This is a genomic window from Guptibacillus hwajinpoensis (assembly GCF_020524165.1).
Lineage (GTDB): Bacteria > Bacillota > Bacilli > Bacillales > Guptibacillaceae > Guptibacillus > Guptibacillus hwajinpoensis_D.
The window spans coordinates 735,137-748,307 of record NZ_JAIVKU010000005.1; the positions used below are offsets into that span (position 1 = coordinate 735,137).

15 protein-coding genes are annotated in these 13,171 nt (G+C 42.6%); 2 read left to right on the plus strand and 13 right to left on the minus strand.

All coding sequences use genetic code 11. The features are described 5' to 3' along the window. Positions 1-9: 9 nt before the first annotated feature. The 8 genes from accB to LC090_RS16940 form a co-directional block, all read right to left on the minus strand. Positions 10-465, minus strand: a complete 456-nt coding sequence (accB, locus tag LC090_RS16905; RefSeq protein WP_226659182.1) for an acetyl-CoA carboxylase biotin carboxyl carrier protein — start codon at positions 463-465, stop codon at positions 10-12. Positions 466-479: 14 nt separating this feature from the next. Then, positions 480-1,430, minus strand: coding sequence for a biotin-dependent carboxyltransferase family protein (locus LC090_RS16910; protein ID WP_226659183.1), 951 nt, complete (start codon positions 1,428-1,430; stop codon positions 480-482). Then, on the minus strand, positions 1,423-2,196 hold the full coding sequence (locus LC090_RS16915) for a LamB/YcsF family protein (protein WP_226659184.1): 774 nt from the start codon (positions 2,194-2,196) through the stop codon (positions 1,423-1,425). The genes LC090_RS16910 and LC090_RS16915 overlap by 8 nt, the downstream gene beginning before the upstream one ends. Further along, on the minus strand, positions 2,183-2,920 hold the full coding sequence (pxpB, locus tag LC090_RS16920; protein ID WP_226659185.1) for a 5-oxoprolinase subunit PxpB: 738 nt from the start codon (positions 2,918-2,920) through the stop codon (positions 2,183-2,185). Before pxpB ends, LC090_RS16915 begins: the two co-directional genes overlap by 14 nt. Positions 2,921-2,938: 18 nt before the next feature. Further along, the gene (locus tag LC090_RS16925) at positions 2,939-4,168 is read right to left on the minus strand and encodes an NRAMP family divalent metal transporter (protein ID WP_226659186.1); all 1,230 of its coding nucleotides are present in this window, start codon (positions 4,166-4,168) and stop codon (positions 2,939-2,941) included. 139 nt (positions 4,169-4,307) lie between these two features. Continuing rightward, positions 4,308-5,684 (minus strand): sigma-54-dependent transcriptional regulator, encoded by a 1,377-nt coding sequence (locus LC090_RS16930; RefSeq protein ID WP_226659187.1) that lies wholly within the window; start codon positions 5,682-5,684, stop codon positions 4,308-4,310. Continuing rightward, on the minus strand, positions 5,685-7,370 hold the full coding sequence (locus LC090_RS16935; RefSeq protein WP_226659188.1) for a sensor histidine kinase: 1,686 nt from the start codon (positions 7,368-7,370) through the stop codon (positions 5,685-5,687). Continuing rightward, the gene (locus LC090_RS16940; RefSeq protein ID WP_226659189.1) at positions 7,354-8,778 is read right to left on the minus strand and encodes a sodium:solute symporter family protein; all 1,425 of its coding nucleotides are present in this window, start codon (positions 8,776-8,778) and stop codon (positions 7,354-7,356) included. Before LC090_RS16940 ends, LC090_RS16935 begins: the two co-directional genes overlap by 17 nt. A gap of 287 nt (positions 8,779-9,065) precedes the next feature. Here LC090_RS16940 and LC090_RS16945 point away from each other — a divergent pair, with 287 nt between their 5' ends. Next, entirely contained in the window at positions 9,066-9,383 is a 318-nt protein-coding gene (locus LC090_RS16945) for a YciI family protein (RefSeq protein WP_226659190.1), read from the plus strand. Between the two features lie 51 nt (positions 9,384-9,434). On the opposite strand, the gene LC090_RS16950 is transcribed toward LC090_RS16945, so the two are convergent. Continuing rightward, entirely contained in the window at positions 9,435-9,932 is a 498-nt protein-coding gene (locus LC090_RS16950) for a GNAT family N-acetyltransferase (protein ID WP_226659191.1), read from the minus strand. A 17-nt stretch (positions 9,933-9,949) separates the two neighbouring features. Then, positions 9,950-10,690 carry an alpha/beta hydrolase gene (locus LC090_RS16955; protein ID WP_226659192.1) on the minus strand — a complete coding sequence of 247 codons (741 nt, stop codon included), beginning with the start codon at positions 10,688-10,690 and terminating at the stop codon, positions 9,950-9,952. Between the two features lie 141 nt (positions 10,691-10,831). Between LC090_RS16955 and LC090_RS16960 the strand changes: the two genes are divergently transcribed. Next, a complete protein-coding gene (locus LC090_RS16960; RefSeq protein ID WP_226659193.1) occupies positions 10,832-10,990 on the plus strand; it encodes a Fur-regulated basic protein FbpA in 159 nt (52 codons plus the stop codon). Positions 10,991-11,023: 33 nt separating this feature from the next. Here LC090_RS16960 and LC090_RS16965 read toward each other — a convergent pair whose 3' ends face one another. The 3 genes from LC090_RS16965 to LC090_RS16975 all read right to left on the minus strand — a co-directional run bounded on the left by LC090_RS16965 (position 11,024) and on the right by LC090_RS16975 (position 13,043). Beyond that, positions 11,024-11,587: a GNAT family N-acetyltransferase gene (locus LC090_RS16965; RefSeq protein WP_226659194.1), complete on the minus strand. Its 564-nt coding sequence runs from the start codon at positions 11,585-11,587 to the stop codon at positions 11,024-11,026. A gap of 4 nt (positions 11,588-11,591) precedes the next feature. Next, the gene (locus LC090_RS16970; RefSeq protein WP_226659399.1) at positions 11,592-12,443 is read right to left on the minus strand and encodes an alpha/beta fold hydrolase; all 852 of its coding nucleotides are present in this window, start codon (positions 12,441-12,443) and stop codon (positions 11,592-11,594) included. Positions 12,444-12,518: 75 nt separating this feature from the next. Continuing rightward, complete coding sequence (locus LC090_RS16975) at positions 12,519-13,043, minus strand: DinB family protein (protein WP_226659195.1); 525 nt, start codon at positions 13,041-13,043, stop codon at positions 12,519-12,521. Positions 13,044-13,171: the final 128 nt, after the last annotated feature.

The following is a 13,171-nucleotide window of genomic DNA, read 5'->3' on the forward strand; positions in this document are numbered from 1 at the left end:
GATTCCCTCCTATGCTGGTTTTACAGTAAAGAGCGGTTGGCCAAATTCAACAAGATCGCCATTTTCCACAAGAATCTCAGTAATTTCACCTTTCACATCTGCTGGAACATCATTAAACATCTTCATTGCTTCTAGACAACAAACGACTGTTTCTTCTTCGACCTTATCTCCAACCTGAATAAATGCAGGATCATCCGGAGAAGGTGAGGAATAGAACATGCCAACCATAGGCGCTTTCACTGTATGGGTTTCTCGTTCTTCCGGCTCAGGAGTTAGATCCTCCTGCCCCCGCTCAGCAACAGCGGTCGGAACCTGTGCTTTCGCTTCCTGCTGTTCGCTTTTCTCACTCTCTGGATTCTGGTTTTTCACCTTAACGACAAAGCTATCATGCTCATAATGGACTTCATCTACTGTTGAACCATCAACATATTTGATAATCTCAATGATTTCTTTTGAACTTAACATGCTGTGTCCTCCCTTTATCTCACAGATACTTTTTCTAACGTGCGAAGAAAGCGATCATTCGTTTCATAAACTTCTTGCGCTTGCTCCACGGTTACTTCACGAAAGTGGATCGTACAGCCAGGCATCGCTTGCGCTAAGTATGGAATATCGCTTGAGATGACCGTGGCAATTCGCGTATAGCCACCTGTCGTTTGCCGATCTGACATCAGAATAATCGGATCACCATTTGCTGGAACCTGAATCCCACCAAGCGGAATCGCTTCCGAAATAATATCAGCAGACGTTGCGTGCTCCACCTTGTCCCCTTTTAAGCGAAAGCCCATTCGATCGGACTGAGGCGTTACCTCATATGGAGTTGATAGGAATGTTTGGATCCCATCTTCCGTAAATGCATGGTGGTGCGGTCCAAGTACGACACGGATGGTTAATTCTTTTTTATAAGAAGGAACTTCATCCGGATGGAGTGAACGTCCACTGATTCCTTTTATCTTTCCAGACGTTTGAAGCACATCTCCTTTTTCAAGCGCTCGTCCTTCAACTCCACCAATTCCAGCTTTCAGATACGTTGACTTACTTCCCATCACAAGCGGTACATCATAACCACCAGCAACACTAATATACGAACGAGCACCCGAGAGAGGCTGACCAAACTCCAGACGATCGCCTTCCTTCACAGAAAAGCTTTTCCACATTGGCGCTTTTTCTCCATTCACTTTTGGGGAAAGGTCCCCACCGCAAATGGCAATAACGGCTTCATCAAGTACCTCGAAGGCTGGTCCCATAACCGTGATTTCAAGAACGGCTTCGTTTCCTTTGTTTCCTACGAGGAAGTTCGCCACGTTCATTGCAAAAGGATCCATCGCTCCAGATACAACAATCCCGTATTGTTGGTAACCTTTTCTTCCACTATCCTGAATCGTCGAAAGCAATCCAGATTTTCGAACTTTGAAAATTGATTTAGACATGGGCATTCACTCCAACCCGCTGAATACGAATCCCTTCATTCAAAAGGCGCTCCCTTAATTGCTGAACAAACTGCAGTGCTTCGGGCTCATCGCCGTGTACACAAATCGTATCGGCCTGAATAGCAATATCTTCTCCATTTACTGCCTTTACCTGCTGCTCATCGATCATACGAACGACACGCGCGACAGCTTGATCTGCATTGTGAATCATGGCGTTCGGCTCTGAGCGTGGGGTGAGGGTCCCGTCAGGCTGATACGTACGATCTGCGAAAACTTCCTGAGCAACCGTTAGTCCACGCTCTCGTCCTGCCTTAATCAATTCACTCCCTGCTAAACCATAAAGGGTAAGCTCAGGGTTCACTGCATAGACAGCGTTTGCAATGGCGTTTGCAATGGCTGGATCTTTCGCTGCCAGATTATAAAGAGCTCCGTGTGGTTTCACATGGTGCACTTTTGTTTGGTGAACATTCGCAACACCCTGAATTGCCCCAATCTGATAAGCAACCAGGTTGAACACTTCATCAGGCGATAGCTTCATCTCACGCCTGCCGAATCCCCCAAGGTCAGGAAATCCCGGATGTGCACCAATACTAACGCCAAGCTTCTTCGCTAATACGACTGTCTTCATCATCACATTATGGTCTCCTGCATGATAGCCGCAGGCAATGTTTGCTGATGAGATATATTCTAGTACGTTCTCATCATTTCCAATCTTGTAAGCCCCAAAGCTTTCTCCCAAATCGCTATTTAAATCAACCGACTTCATGAACGCTCACCTTCTTTTCTTCGGTTTCGACTTCATACTCCCCACGTTTGATCGCTTCTTTTATATTAATGAATTCATCTTTACTAACAGAAACAAATCGCAAATAATGACCTGACTCAAGTAAGATTGGTCGCTCTCCTGTTGGGTCATATAATTTCACTGGGGTTTGTCCAATAATTTGCCAGCCTCCTGGCGATTCAAGTGGATAAATACCCGTTTGCGCTCCGGCTATTCCAACGGAACCCGGCTCAATTTCAGCACGTGGATTTTCCCGTCTTGGCGTTGCAATTTGTTCTGGCATCCCACCTAGATAAGGGAAGCCGGGAACAAAGCCCATCATATAAATGAGGTAATCTTTATTAGCATGAATGTCGATCACTTCTTCTTGGCTCATCCCATTATGTTCGGCTACAAATTCTAAGTCTGGCCCAGCATAATAAGTTGGAATGATATAAACAAGAGAAGCAGCATCTGCTTCTCTTCCATGTTGTTGTTCGTTCCTCTCTTCCAACTTTTCTTTCAATGTATTGAAAGAAATTTTATTTGGAAGATAATAGATTGTTAGCGTTGTATAGGCTGGAACCCATTCCACAACACCATCAATCGGGTGTTGCGCTAACTCATTGGCAAACATTCTGATTTTCTGATTCGTTTCTTCTGAAATCTCGGTACCAAATACAAGCTGAATGCCTGTATCCCCAAGAGGATAATAATCAAGTTTCACACATGTTCCTCCTAACCATTAAGAAAAAAGCTGTGGTACTTTATCAATTAGCGTTACGATGGCTAAATAAGCTGTAATCAGGAAAACAACTCCGCCAAAGATCGTTAACCATAGTGGATGCTTGTAATCACCGACAATGGATTTCTTATAAGCCGCTACAAGAAGCGTTCCGAGAGCGACCGGCAAAATCAATCCGTTAAATGCTCCAGCAAGAATCAGTAACAGAACCGGCTTACCGATAAATGCGAAAATGATTGTTGATACGGCAATAAAGCCAATGGTAACTCCTGAATGGTGTCGATCAACTTTTTTGGATAACGTTCGTAAGAATGAAACAGATGTATAGGCCGCTCCGACGACTGACGTAATTCCTGCAGCCCATAGAACAACACCAAACATTTTATAGCCGATCGCACCTGCTGCTTGTTGGAAAACAGAAGCGGGTGGGTTAGCTGGATCTAGTTTAAATCCTGTTGCGACGACCCCTAACACCGCTAGGAATAAAAAGACGCGCATAATCGAAGCAATGAGAATGCCTGAAACCGAGCTTTTCGTTACCTGATGTAAATTTTCTTTACCTGAAATGCCCGCATCAAGTAAACGATGTCCTCCAGCAAACGTAATGTACCCACCTACCGTTCCACCTACGAGTGTAATAATTGCAAAGACATCGATTTTATCTGGAGCGAATGTATGAACAATCGCATCGCCGACTGGCGGATTACTTTGAAAAGCCACGTACAATGTGAGTAATATCATGATTCCACCGAGGATTCGTGCGATTTTATCCATCGCTACCCCTGCTTCTTTTGAAAGGAAAATCCCAATTGTGATGACACCTGTAATCGCCGCACCAATTCGTGGATCAATGCCGAAAAGCACGTTCATACCAAGTCCGGCCCCACCGACGTTACCGATATTAAAAGCAAGTCCACCAAGTGCTACCGCGAATGCCAGGAAGTATCCTAGCCCAGGAACAACCATGTTCGCGATATCCTGTCCTTTTCTTTTAGAGACGGCAATGATACGCCAAATGTTTGCTTGAACCCCAATATCTAAAATAATTGACATTAAAATAACAAATCCAAAGCTTGCCAGTAACTGCTCAGTAAAGACGGCCGTTTGTGTTAGAAACCCTGGCCCGATGGCAGATGACCCCATTAAGAAGGCAGCACCGAGAATGACGCCCCACTTGCTTTTTGTTGGACCGTTTTCAAGCTCTGTTGGTTTTTGTTTTTCAATACCCATCAAATTCCCCCTTTTTCTATATGATTCATTCTTTACATGAATCGATGCGTTTTTTCTCTTACCTCTACGATATCACGTAATTTTCAGATATTTTTATGAGATTCCGCACAAAAAAACCGCCCATTTCGGGCGATTTCGCTCATGTTATCTCGTATTTATCAATTCGACGCTGAAGGGCATAGCGGCTCATCCCTAAAAGCTTACTTGCCTGCGTAATATTCCATTTCGACTCTTGAATGGCTTTCTCGATGTATTTCTTTTCAATAGCCTCAATATGATCTTCTAATGAAAATTGCTCATCAAAAACAACGTCATCAATTGGTTTAGCACCTTCCACGTTCCCCTCAACGGGATTTAGAAAATCAAAGTGATACGCCGCAAGCTCTTTCTCTTGATGCAGTATCGCGATTCGTTCAATCGTATTTTTTAGCTCTCTGACATTTCCCGGCCAGTCATAACTCACTAAACGCTTTTTCGCATCAGCACGTAAGGACGGTTTTTCTTTTCTCATTTGCTGACAGAATTCGTGCAGAAAATGTTCTGTTAGCATGATGATATCATCGCCTCTTTCACGTAGAGGCGTTAACTTTACCGGGACAACGTTCAAGCGATAGTAGAGGTCGGATCGAAACGTCTTTTCTTGAATCATTTCCTCGAGCGATCGATTGGTTGCGGCAATGACGCGCACATCGATCTCTATATCATGCACACTACCAAGTCGCTTGATCTTCTTATCTTCAAGAAAGCGAAGAAGCTTTACTTGAATATCGAGTGAAAGATCCCCAATTTCATCAAGAAACAACGTCCCTCCATCGGCCCACTCCATTAAGCCAACTTTCGGGTTCGCTTGCTCCGTCACGCTATTCTTTTCTCGACCAAAAAGCTCAATCTCAATGGAGTCCGCTGGAATGCTTGCACAGTTTACGGCCACAAACGGTCCTTCGTGACGTTTACTTTGCTGATGAATACTTCTTGCAACAAGCTCTTTCCCGGTACCTGTCTCGCCACGAACTAATACCGTCGTATCATTGCTTTCAGAGATCAATGAAATCTTACCTTTTAACTCATGCATTTGCTTACTTTCACCGATCATCTGTACAAGTTTCGTCCGTCGCTCTTCTTCTCGATAGCGCTCGACTTCCTTCTCGAGGTGATGCTGTTTGATCCATTTCTGAAGTGTGATCTTTAGCTCCTCTAGCTCAAAAGGCTTCGTTAAATAATCAAAGGCGCCTTCTTTAATCGAACGAACGGCTGTTTTTGCATCCCCATAGGCTGTTAACATCATCACAGCCATTTCAGGATAGTGTTCTCTAAATTCATGGAGCGAATCAAGCCCATTTCCATCTGGTAAGCGAATATCTAATAACAGCACGTGTGGACTAAATTCATCGAGCATGCGCCACCCTTCTTCAAGTGATGATGCTGCTCTCACATCGTATCCTTCGTCTTCTAGAAACATTTGCAGCGTAAGACGAAGCGTGGTTTCATCGTCAATGATGCTTACTTTCACAGCCATTTATTTCTCCTCCCTTCCCGTTGGAAACGTGATCGAAAACTCCGTTCCTTTTCCACGTATACTATTCACGTCAATCTCCCCATTGTTTTGTACAACTAACTGATGAACAATTGATAATCCAAGTCCCGTTCCCTCTGCACGTGTTGTATAAAAAGGATCAAAAATTTTCTCCATGACGGCATCCTCCATTCCAACACCTGTGTCAGAGATCATGATCGTCACATCATTCTCTCGTTGGAAACTTGATAGAATCAGCTCTCCTCCATCGGGCATCGCATTTATTCCATTTAGAATAAGATTTAACAGGATTTGACGAAGATGATCGCGATCCACAAAGATTTCCGTGTTGTTTTCGATATGATGAAGAATCACATTTTTTTCATCCGCGATCGTTTTCATGAGTAGTACAAGTGAGTTAAGGGTATCGTCAACTTTTAACAAAGAAGGATTGGTTTCCATCGGTCTAGAAAATTGCAGAATATTGGTGATGATCTTATTAACGCGATCAATGTCCAACAACATATTTTCCGTTAAGGTAAGCTGATCCTTCGTTAGCTCAAGCCTGCGTGTTAATAATTCCGTCGTCGTTTTTATACCTGCAAGTGGGTTACGAATTTCATGAGCAATACCTGAAGCCATCTCACCTAATGAAGCAAGACGAGACATTCTTTCCACGCGCTGCTCTAATTTTCTTCGGTGCGTAATATCTTCAAAGGTAATAATGGAACGCTGCTTCTCTGACGTCCCCAATACTTTGTAACTTACCGCATAGAAAACTTTCTCTTCCTTCCGCTTATGATCCCAAATTTCCTCACTTCTTCTTTTTGTTTCATGAATCGTTAACTTCCCAAGCCGTTCTTGTAATAGCGGATCTTCTTTCATCATCGTCTGAGCTGCTTCATTATAAACGGAATTGGCTCCTTCGATGACAAGCACCATGCCAACATGAACGCTATTTAAGATCGTCTCATTCAGCTTCTTAATTTTATCAATTTGAGCGTTTCGCTCATCAAGTGTTTCAACCATATCTTTCAATGAGGACGACAGGACACCGATTTCATCTTTTCGATTATCGTTCATCTCTATGCCTTTTGTTCTTTCGCCTAACGCAATCCGCTTACAAAAAGCGGCTAAATTCTTAATTGGCTTTGAAAGATGGTAAGAAAGAATAATCGTAAATTGAACCGCAATGACACCAGTAAAAATGCTGATTAACAACGTGTATTTTTGAATATCTGGAAGCGAACCCGAGTAAAAGGAAAAGGACATTGGCTGATAAAGCGTCCAGTTCCACTGCTTGATTTGTTCTGTGAGCACAACACTCTCTGTTAATAAGCTGTTAGTGGCTTCTCCATTGTACCAATCAAGTTGACTTGCTTGAACGACCTTTCCTTCAGATGAAAGCGTGCCATCTGCTTCTTCTACGTACAAACCTTTCGTTTCATTAATCATGATTTTGATTAATGATTTTGCTTCTTCTTCGCTCATCCTACCGCTTTTCACACGATCATCAAGCTTCGCCGCATACCGATCAAGACTTGTTAAATGTTCTTGAACTGTCGCCTGCTTTAACTGTTTTTCTGACTGGTAACTTGACCACATCGAGACGGCTCCAATAATAAAGATAGGCACGAGCACGATAATTAAAAAGGGGACTAAAATTTTTCGTTCAATGGAGTGACGCATCCGCTCGCCCCCTCCCTTTAATGAAAAAAAGTATACCTGCAACTGCAAGAGAAGGGAGAACAGGATGATACACTGTCTGTACCTCATTCGGGATAAAGAAGAAAGCGAGCACATACGTCATTAATCCGCCAAATGTTGAAAAAAGCGCATGGCGATAATCAACGTTCGTATAGAGTCCACCATATAGCGGAAAGAACAACGAGACCGCAATAATCCCCCAAATGTGTCCACTAAATGGCACAATTCCTTGTGGTGGCGTAAAGGCAATCACAAGAGAAAAGGTAGCAAAGATAAAGATCATCCACCGTGTCCAGGAAATCACTTTTAGATCGACTGCATTCTTATTTCGAATTGGAAGCGTGATATCATACACAAAGCTCGTCGCCATGATCAATAGCTGCGAATTTGCTGTCGAGATCGCGGCAGCGACAACGCTAATTAACAACACCCCTTTTAACGGCGTTTCAAGTAAATACGCGATAATGAACGGGTAGATTTCATCTGTACTCGTAAAGGGAACGTTCGGATCAAGCACGCGAGAACCGATGCCAATCACGAAAATAGAAAAATAAATGAGCACGAGAAAAATGGTACTGGTGCCAACCATTTTTAGCGCAACCTGTTTAGAGCGTGAGGAAAGAATACGAACAGCGTATTGAGGATTTGCCGCAACGCCAAGTCCGAGTGAGAAGAACGCACTTAACAATCCCCAGAACGATAAGCCACCTTCAGGAAAGAGCGCTAAATAAGAAGCGGTTTCACCATCATCTAGAATCGAAAGCCCTGTCGCAAGTTCTCCTATTCCGCCAATTTCTTTCACAATAAAGACGCCGCCTAAGATGGACCCAAAGAGAATTAAGCAAAAATGAAAAATATCGGTTCGCGCAACAGAATGCAATCCACCAAACGTTGTATAGAGTACAAAAAGATAAATTAAAAACACACTAACCGTATACGGAATCTCAAGCATCTGACTAACAACGATCCCAAACCCTCTGATTTGAATCACAACATAGAGGAGGTAGCTCACGCTCAAAATGATGCCAACCCATATTTGTAGCAGTTTTGAATCATAGCGGACGAGAAAAAATTCTGGAACGGTCACCACGTTATAGGTATAAAGTTTGGAGGCTAGAAAAAATAGCCCAATAATTCCAAGTAACCAGGCGATGGCAGTGGTCCAAATGACCGAAACCCCGCCTTCATATATCAGGCCTGGTAAACCCAGTAGAGAGGCCGCACTAAACCAGGTTGCACAGAAAGAGGCCACGCTCGGAAATAAAGGAAGATTTCTTCCTGCTAGAAAGTACCCCTTTAATTCATCCGTCTTATCAAAACCATGCTTTCCTAGAATAAGAATGGCTATGGTATAAAGGAGGAAAACGCTTAAATATAGTAGTTCATCCATTTCGTTCTCCCCTCCATTTTCTGTCAGTTTTTTTCAATCGTACGATTTGTTTCAGGTTTCATTATATACAAAATCACGTGTATGAACCAGAATTGGCCATACATCAACTTTTCTAACCATAACATAACAAAGTCGCTCCTCTTAATCAGGAAGCGACTTTGTTATGTTATGCCCAAATGTTGAACTATAAAGATCTACAATGTTCCACAGTTATCTTATCCTCTTCTAAAAAGGTATTATTCATTGAATGTAGAAGTAGTTAGGTATGATCAATTGGAGGTTTTCACATGAAGCAATTTCTATACAAGCTAACATTAATCCCTGAACTACTCGAAGAAAGCAACTGGACGGAAAAGGAAAACCATATCGTTTCCGAGCACTTCCACGCTCTCCAACAGCTCCTGAAAAATGATACGCTTATCATGGCAGGACGCACCCTAAACAATGACCCTTCTGCTTTCGGAATTGTTGTGATTCAAGTCCCATCAGAAGATGATGCTGAAGCACTAATGAACAGTGATCCTGCCGTACGAGAAGGGATCATGACAGCAGAACTTTATCCTTATAGCGTTGCCCTTTATAACGATACTTTCTCACCACGTTAGCTTCAGGGGTGCTCAATCAAAAGCAGACGCCTCGTAGACGTCTGCTTTTGATTAAAAATATTGAACCATATGCTCTTCGTTCAGAAACTGCCCCTGCACATAGAGAGCTTTCTCTTCAATATAAACCGTTTTAAAACCGAAGCTCTTGTACAGGTGCTTTGCTCGTTCATTCGTTGATACGACAGATACACTTAATTTAATAAGCGCATCCTGGTTCTTTGCATAATCAATGACGCGAGAGAGAAGCGCTCTGCCTGTCCCTTTGCCACGATATTCCGGTGTTACGTAGACAGCAAATAAATCCGCTTTGTGCCGAACCTTAATCCCAGACCCTCTGACAAATGTAATCACACCAATTAACATTTCGTTATCAAAAGCGCCAAAAGTAGCGCCAGATTCCATGTTTCTCGCTGTGCTTTGAATCGGGTCATCCTTTAGAATCGCTTCTTCGTAACTTGACGCGAACGCTTCAGGATTTTTCTTTAATGCTTCTAACCGAAGCGCCCAGTAAGCTTCAGCATCATTTGCTGTTAGCTGTCTTACTTCCATGTCAAAACCTCCTAAACTTACAAGAGTCCTTTTATAAATGCTTTACACTTTTCTGCAATTAATTCTTTATCATGATCGAGTGTAGCCACATGATAGCTGTCATTCAATTCAATCACTTCTTTATTCGTTGAAGCAATATCTTTATAGATGAGCGTCGAATTTTCTGGCGGCACGACGTGATCCTCAATTGATTTAAAAATCAACGCGGGCATTTTAATAGAAGAAAGATCACCTCGTGTAAGCTCAGTTAGCTTTAGAATCTCCTGGATTGACTTTGTCGGGGTTTTCTCATAAGCCAGTTCGTCAACGCCTTCTGCTTTAATATCTGAACCAATCGCATCAAGGAAGCGCGGCTCTGTTTTCCCCCTCATTTGTTCTAGACCAGGCAAGTCAATTGCGGCATTAATCGGCATAATGCCTTTTACTTCAGGGTGTTTTTCAGCTAAATAAAGCGTTAGTGTTCCGCCCATCGATAGCCCCGTGATGAAAAAGGTATCACAACGTTCGTTCAACCATTGGTAGCCTTCTTCAACAGACTGGATCCACTCTTCATATGTACTCTGCTCCATGTCTTCGTAGTGGGTACCGTGACCTTTCAACCTTGGACCGCAAACAGTATATCCTTCCGAAGCCAGCTGCTCGCCAAGATAACGCATGCTTTGCGTCGAACCTGTAAAACCGTGGATAACCAGCACGCCAATGTGATTTCCTTCAAAATAAAACGGCTCTGCCTCTTGTAATACGTCATATTTCGCCATATCGTATCCCTCCTAATCGTTATCATGTAGCATTCGTCACGAAAGCGCTTTATCCCTTTTTGAAAATGTGCAAAATAAGGTTTGATTCCGTTATCTAAGTGGAACATATTACCTGGATATACTTAACTGGAGGAATGTAACATGTCACATCTCATCACATCCGAGCAAGATCCCATACAAAAACAATCATTCATTCAACGTCTATTAGACAGTGGAATTTATAAATTAAAAGATAAGCAGCTCTATGAATGCACAATCGAAGAACTAGAGTATTTAATGAGAAAAGTAGATCTACCCTAATACCTCCAGAGGATTTCATCCCCTGGAGTTTATTTATGCCTCTTTTTCTTTTGTTAACCACTCTCTCGCTAGCATACTGTACACAATGTGATCATAAAATTGTCCGTTAACGAGCTCCGCCTCCCGAAGCACCGCTTCTTTCGTAAACCCTAGACGTTCCGGGATGGCCTGGCTTTTCTTATTTCCTGAGGCTGCCCGAATTTCAATCCGGTTGAGTCCAATATCGTTAAATCCTAGATTCATAATCCCACGACACGCCTCCGTTACGATCCCTTTCTTTTGATGCTTTTCGCTCAGCCAGTATCCGATTGTCGCGTACCGGTGTGTTCGATTCACTTCATTAAATCCAATCGTACCAGTAAGTTCGCCTTTATAAAACATACCAAGCGTTTTCGGATAGCCCCCTGTTTCACTAACCCCTTGTAACGTCCGTTGGATAAAATCGCGAGAAGACTCAATATCCGTATTGTAGTCCACCCACGCTAACCATTCTTTCAAGTAATCTCTTGATTCATCGATTAAATGATAAAGCGCTTCTGCATCGTCTATCGTATACATTCTTAGGTATAGATCCTCATTAATTTGATATGTAAACATGTGTCTATTCTCCTCTTTTATTACCTATGTATTGGGTTATAACTTGAGCAAAGTGAGCGGCTTCCTCGTCATGGGGTGTATGGCCACTGTTTGCAAAATGATAGATTGCCCCATTTTCGACGTACTTTTTGAAAGCGTCGATCTGTTCTAATGATGTCACAGGATCATGCTCGCCTGTTAATAAGAGAGTTGGCATCGTAAGCTTTGATAGTTGTGGAATGAGCGAATGAAAGATTTCCCCTTCTTCTCTTAACAAGTTGTAGTGAACTTCTGATTTATCATAAAGCTCATCCCATTTCGCCTCACTATAATAACGATAATCTGTGGGATCGTTCGTATTGTGAATGTAAATTTCCATTCGGTTCTCTTCAAGGTAATCACTGTATTGTCCATAAAGTTCGGCTAGCTCACGATCTTTAATAGTAGGATCCTGGGCGATTTCTAAGCTCTCTTCTGCTTTCTGATGCTTCTCATATTTCTCTAAAAGCGAACTCGTTTTTTTCAATAAGCTTCTCGACGTTAACGTAAAATCAAACGTCGGACATTCAAGCAGTAAGTGATCAATTGATGCAGGATAGAGACTGGCATAAAGCACACCAAGATATCCCCCAAACGAGTGACCAAGCACAGACCAAGATGTTAATTCAAAATGCTTCCGAATAGCTTCACAATCTTCTACCAAATCCAACAAACCAAATTCTTCTTCCTCATTCACCGCTTCAGATCGACAAACGCCACGCTGATCAATCGCAATGATACTAAAATGCTCTTTTAGTCGATCGGTTTGATGGTAAGAGAAATCAAAACAGCTTTCACCCGGTCCTCCATGTAAATAAAGGAGAGGCGGGTTATTCATTGACCCGTGAACTTCAATATATAACGCTTTGTCTCGTATGGTTATCAGTTTTCCATTGTGCACTTTCTTTCACCTCTAAGTCGTCAATCTTCTTTTGATCATTCGGATTTGTCCTCGATGACTAATTTCATCTTCCATCACATGGAACCATTTAAAATAATGATTCGCCTTTTCATCCCAGCCGTAAGGCGTCACTTTTTCAAGCCATGCGTCGTCTTTTTCTCTTAAAGCATCAAGCGTTTTGGCACGAACAAGACTAAGCTCACTCCAATAGTAATCAAGATCACGCCCCTGAATGACCGCTTTCGCTTTTTCCCCAAGCTCAATGCCTGTTTCAAGTTCCTCCCACTCCGCGTCATGTAATTCCCGCTCTTGAAACGTCATGATTTGAAATGCTCTTTCTATTGAAGACATATGATGAAGGAGCATCCCAATTGAATTGCTCTGTTCGTCTAATTGGAAATCCAGCTGTTCGATTGTTAAACCTCTAATTGCCTCTTCGGTTGTAGACCGGGCATAATCCATCATTGAAACGAGTCGCCCTATCTCTGGCGTGAAGCCTTCTTTTCGGTCAATCATGCAGAGTTCATTTTGTAACATCGTTCGACATCCTCCTTTCAGTTAGCTCATTCTTACTACTTTCCATAGGAGTGATGAAAAGTCCTCTTAAGTTCCTTCCTTTTCCAGAAAAAGCCCTCGATTCTATGCTAGAATCGAGGGCTTTTGTA

What these genes read in the sequence shown, in the direction of transcription:
- LC090_RS16915 (WP_226659184.1), bottom strand. Translation starts at nt 2,196, where the DNA reads ATGAAGTCGGTTGATTTAAATAGCGATTTGGGAGAAAGCTTTGGGGCT.
- LC090_RS16965 (WP_226659194.1), bottom strand. Translation starts at nt 11,587, where the DNA reads ATGTTTACATATCAAATTAATGAGGATCTATACCTAAGAATGTATACG.
- accB (WP_226659182.1), bottom strand. Translation starts at nt 465, where the DNA reads ATGTTAAGTTCAAAAGAAATCATTGAGATTATCAAATATGTTGATGGT.
- LC090_RS16940 (WP_226659189.1), bottom strand. Translation starts at nt 8,778, where the DNA reads ATGGATGAACTACTATATTTAAGCGTTTTCCTCCTTTATACCATAGCC.
- LC090_RS16930 (WP_226659187.1), bottom strand. Translation starts at nt 5,684, where the DNA reads ATGGCTGTGAAAGTAAGCATCATTGACGATGAAACCACGCTTCGTCTT.
- LC090_RS16945 (WP_226659190.1), top strand. Translation starts at nt 9,066, where the DNA reads ATGAAGCAATTTCTATACAAGCTAACATTAATCCCTGAACTACTCGAA.
- LC090_RS16955 (WP_226659192.1), bottom strand. Translation starts at nt 10,690, where the DNA reads ATGGCGAAATATGACGTATTACAAGAGGCAGAGCCGTTTTATTTTGAA.
- LC090_RS16910 (WP_226659183.1), bottom strand. Translation starts at nt 1,430, where the DNA reads ATGTCTAAATCAATTTTCAAAGTTCGAAAATCTGGATTGCTTTCGACG.
- LC090_RS16960 (WP_226659193.1), top strand. Translation starts at nt 10,832, where the DNA reads ATGTCACATCTCATCACATCCGAGCAAGATCCCATACAAAAACAATCA.
- LC090_RS16935 (WP_226659188.1), bottom strand. Translation starts at nt 7,370, where the DNA reads ATGCGTCACTCCATTGAACGAAAAATTTTAGTCCCCTTTTTAATTATC.
- LC090_RS16970 (WP_226659399.1), bottom strand. Translation starts at nt 12,443, where the DNA reads ATGAATAACCCGCCTCTCCTTTATTTACATGGAGGACCGGGTGAAAGC.
- LC090_RS16950 (WP_226659191.1), bottom strand. Translation starts at nt 9,932, where the DNA reads ATGGAAGTAAGACAGCTAACAGCAAATGATGCTGAAGCTTACTGGGCG.
- LC090_RS16925 (WP_226659186.1), bottom strand. Translation starts at nt 4,168, where the DNA reads ATGGGTATTGAAAAACAAAAACCAACAGAGCTTGAAAACGGTCCAACA.
- LC090_RS16975 (WP_226659195.1), bottom strand. Translation starts at nt 13,043, where the DNA reads ATGTTACAAAATGAACTCTGCATGATTGACCGAAAAGAAGGCTTCACG.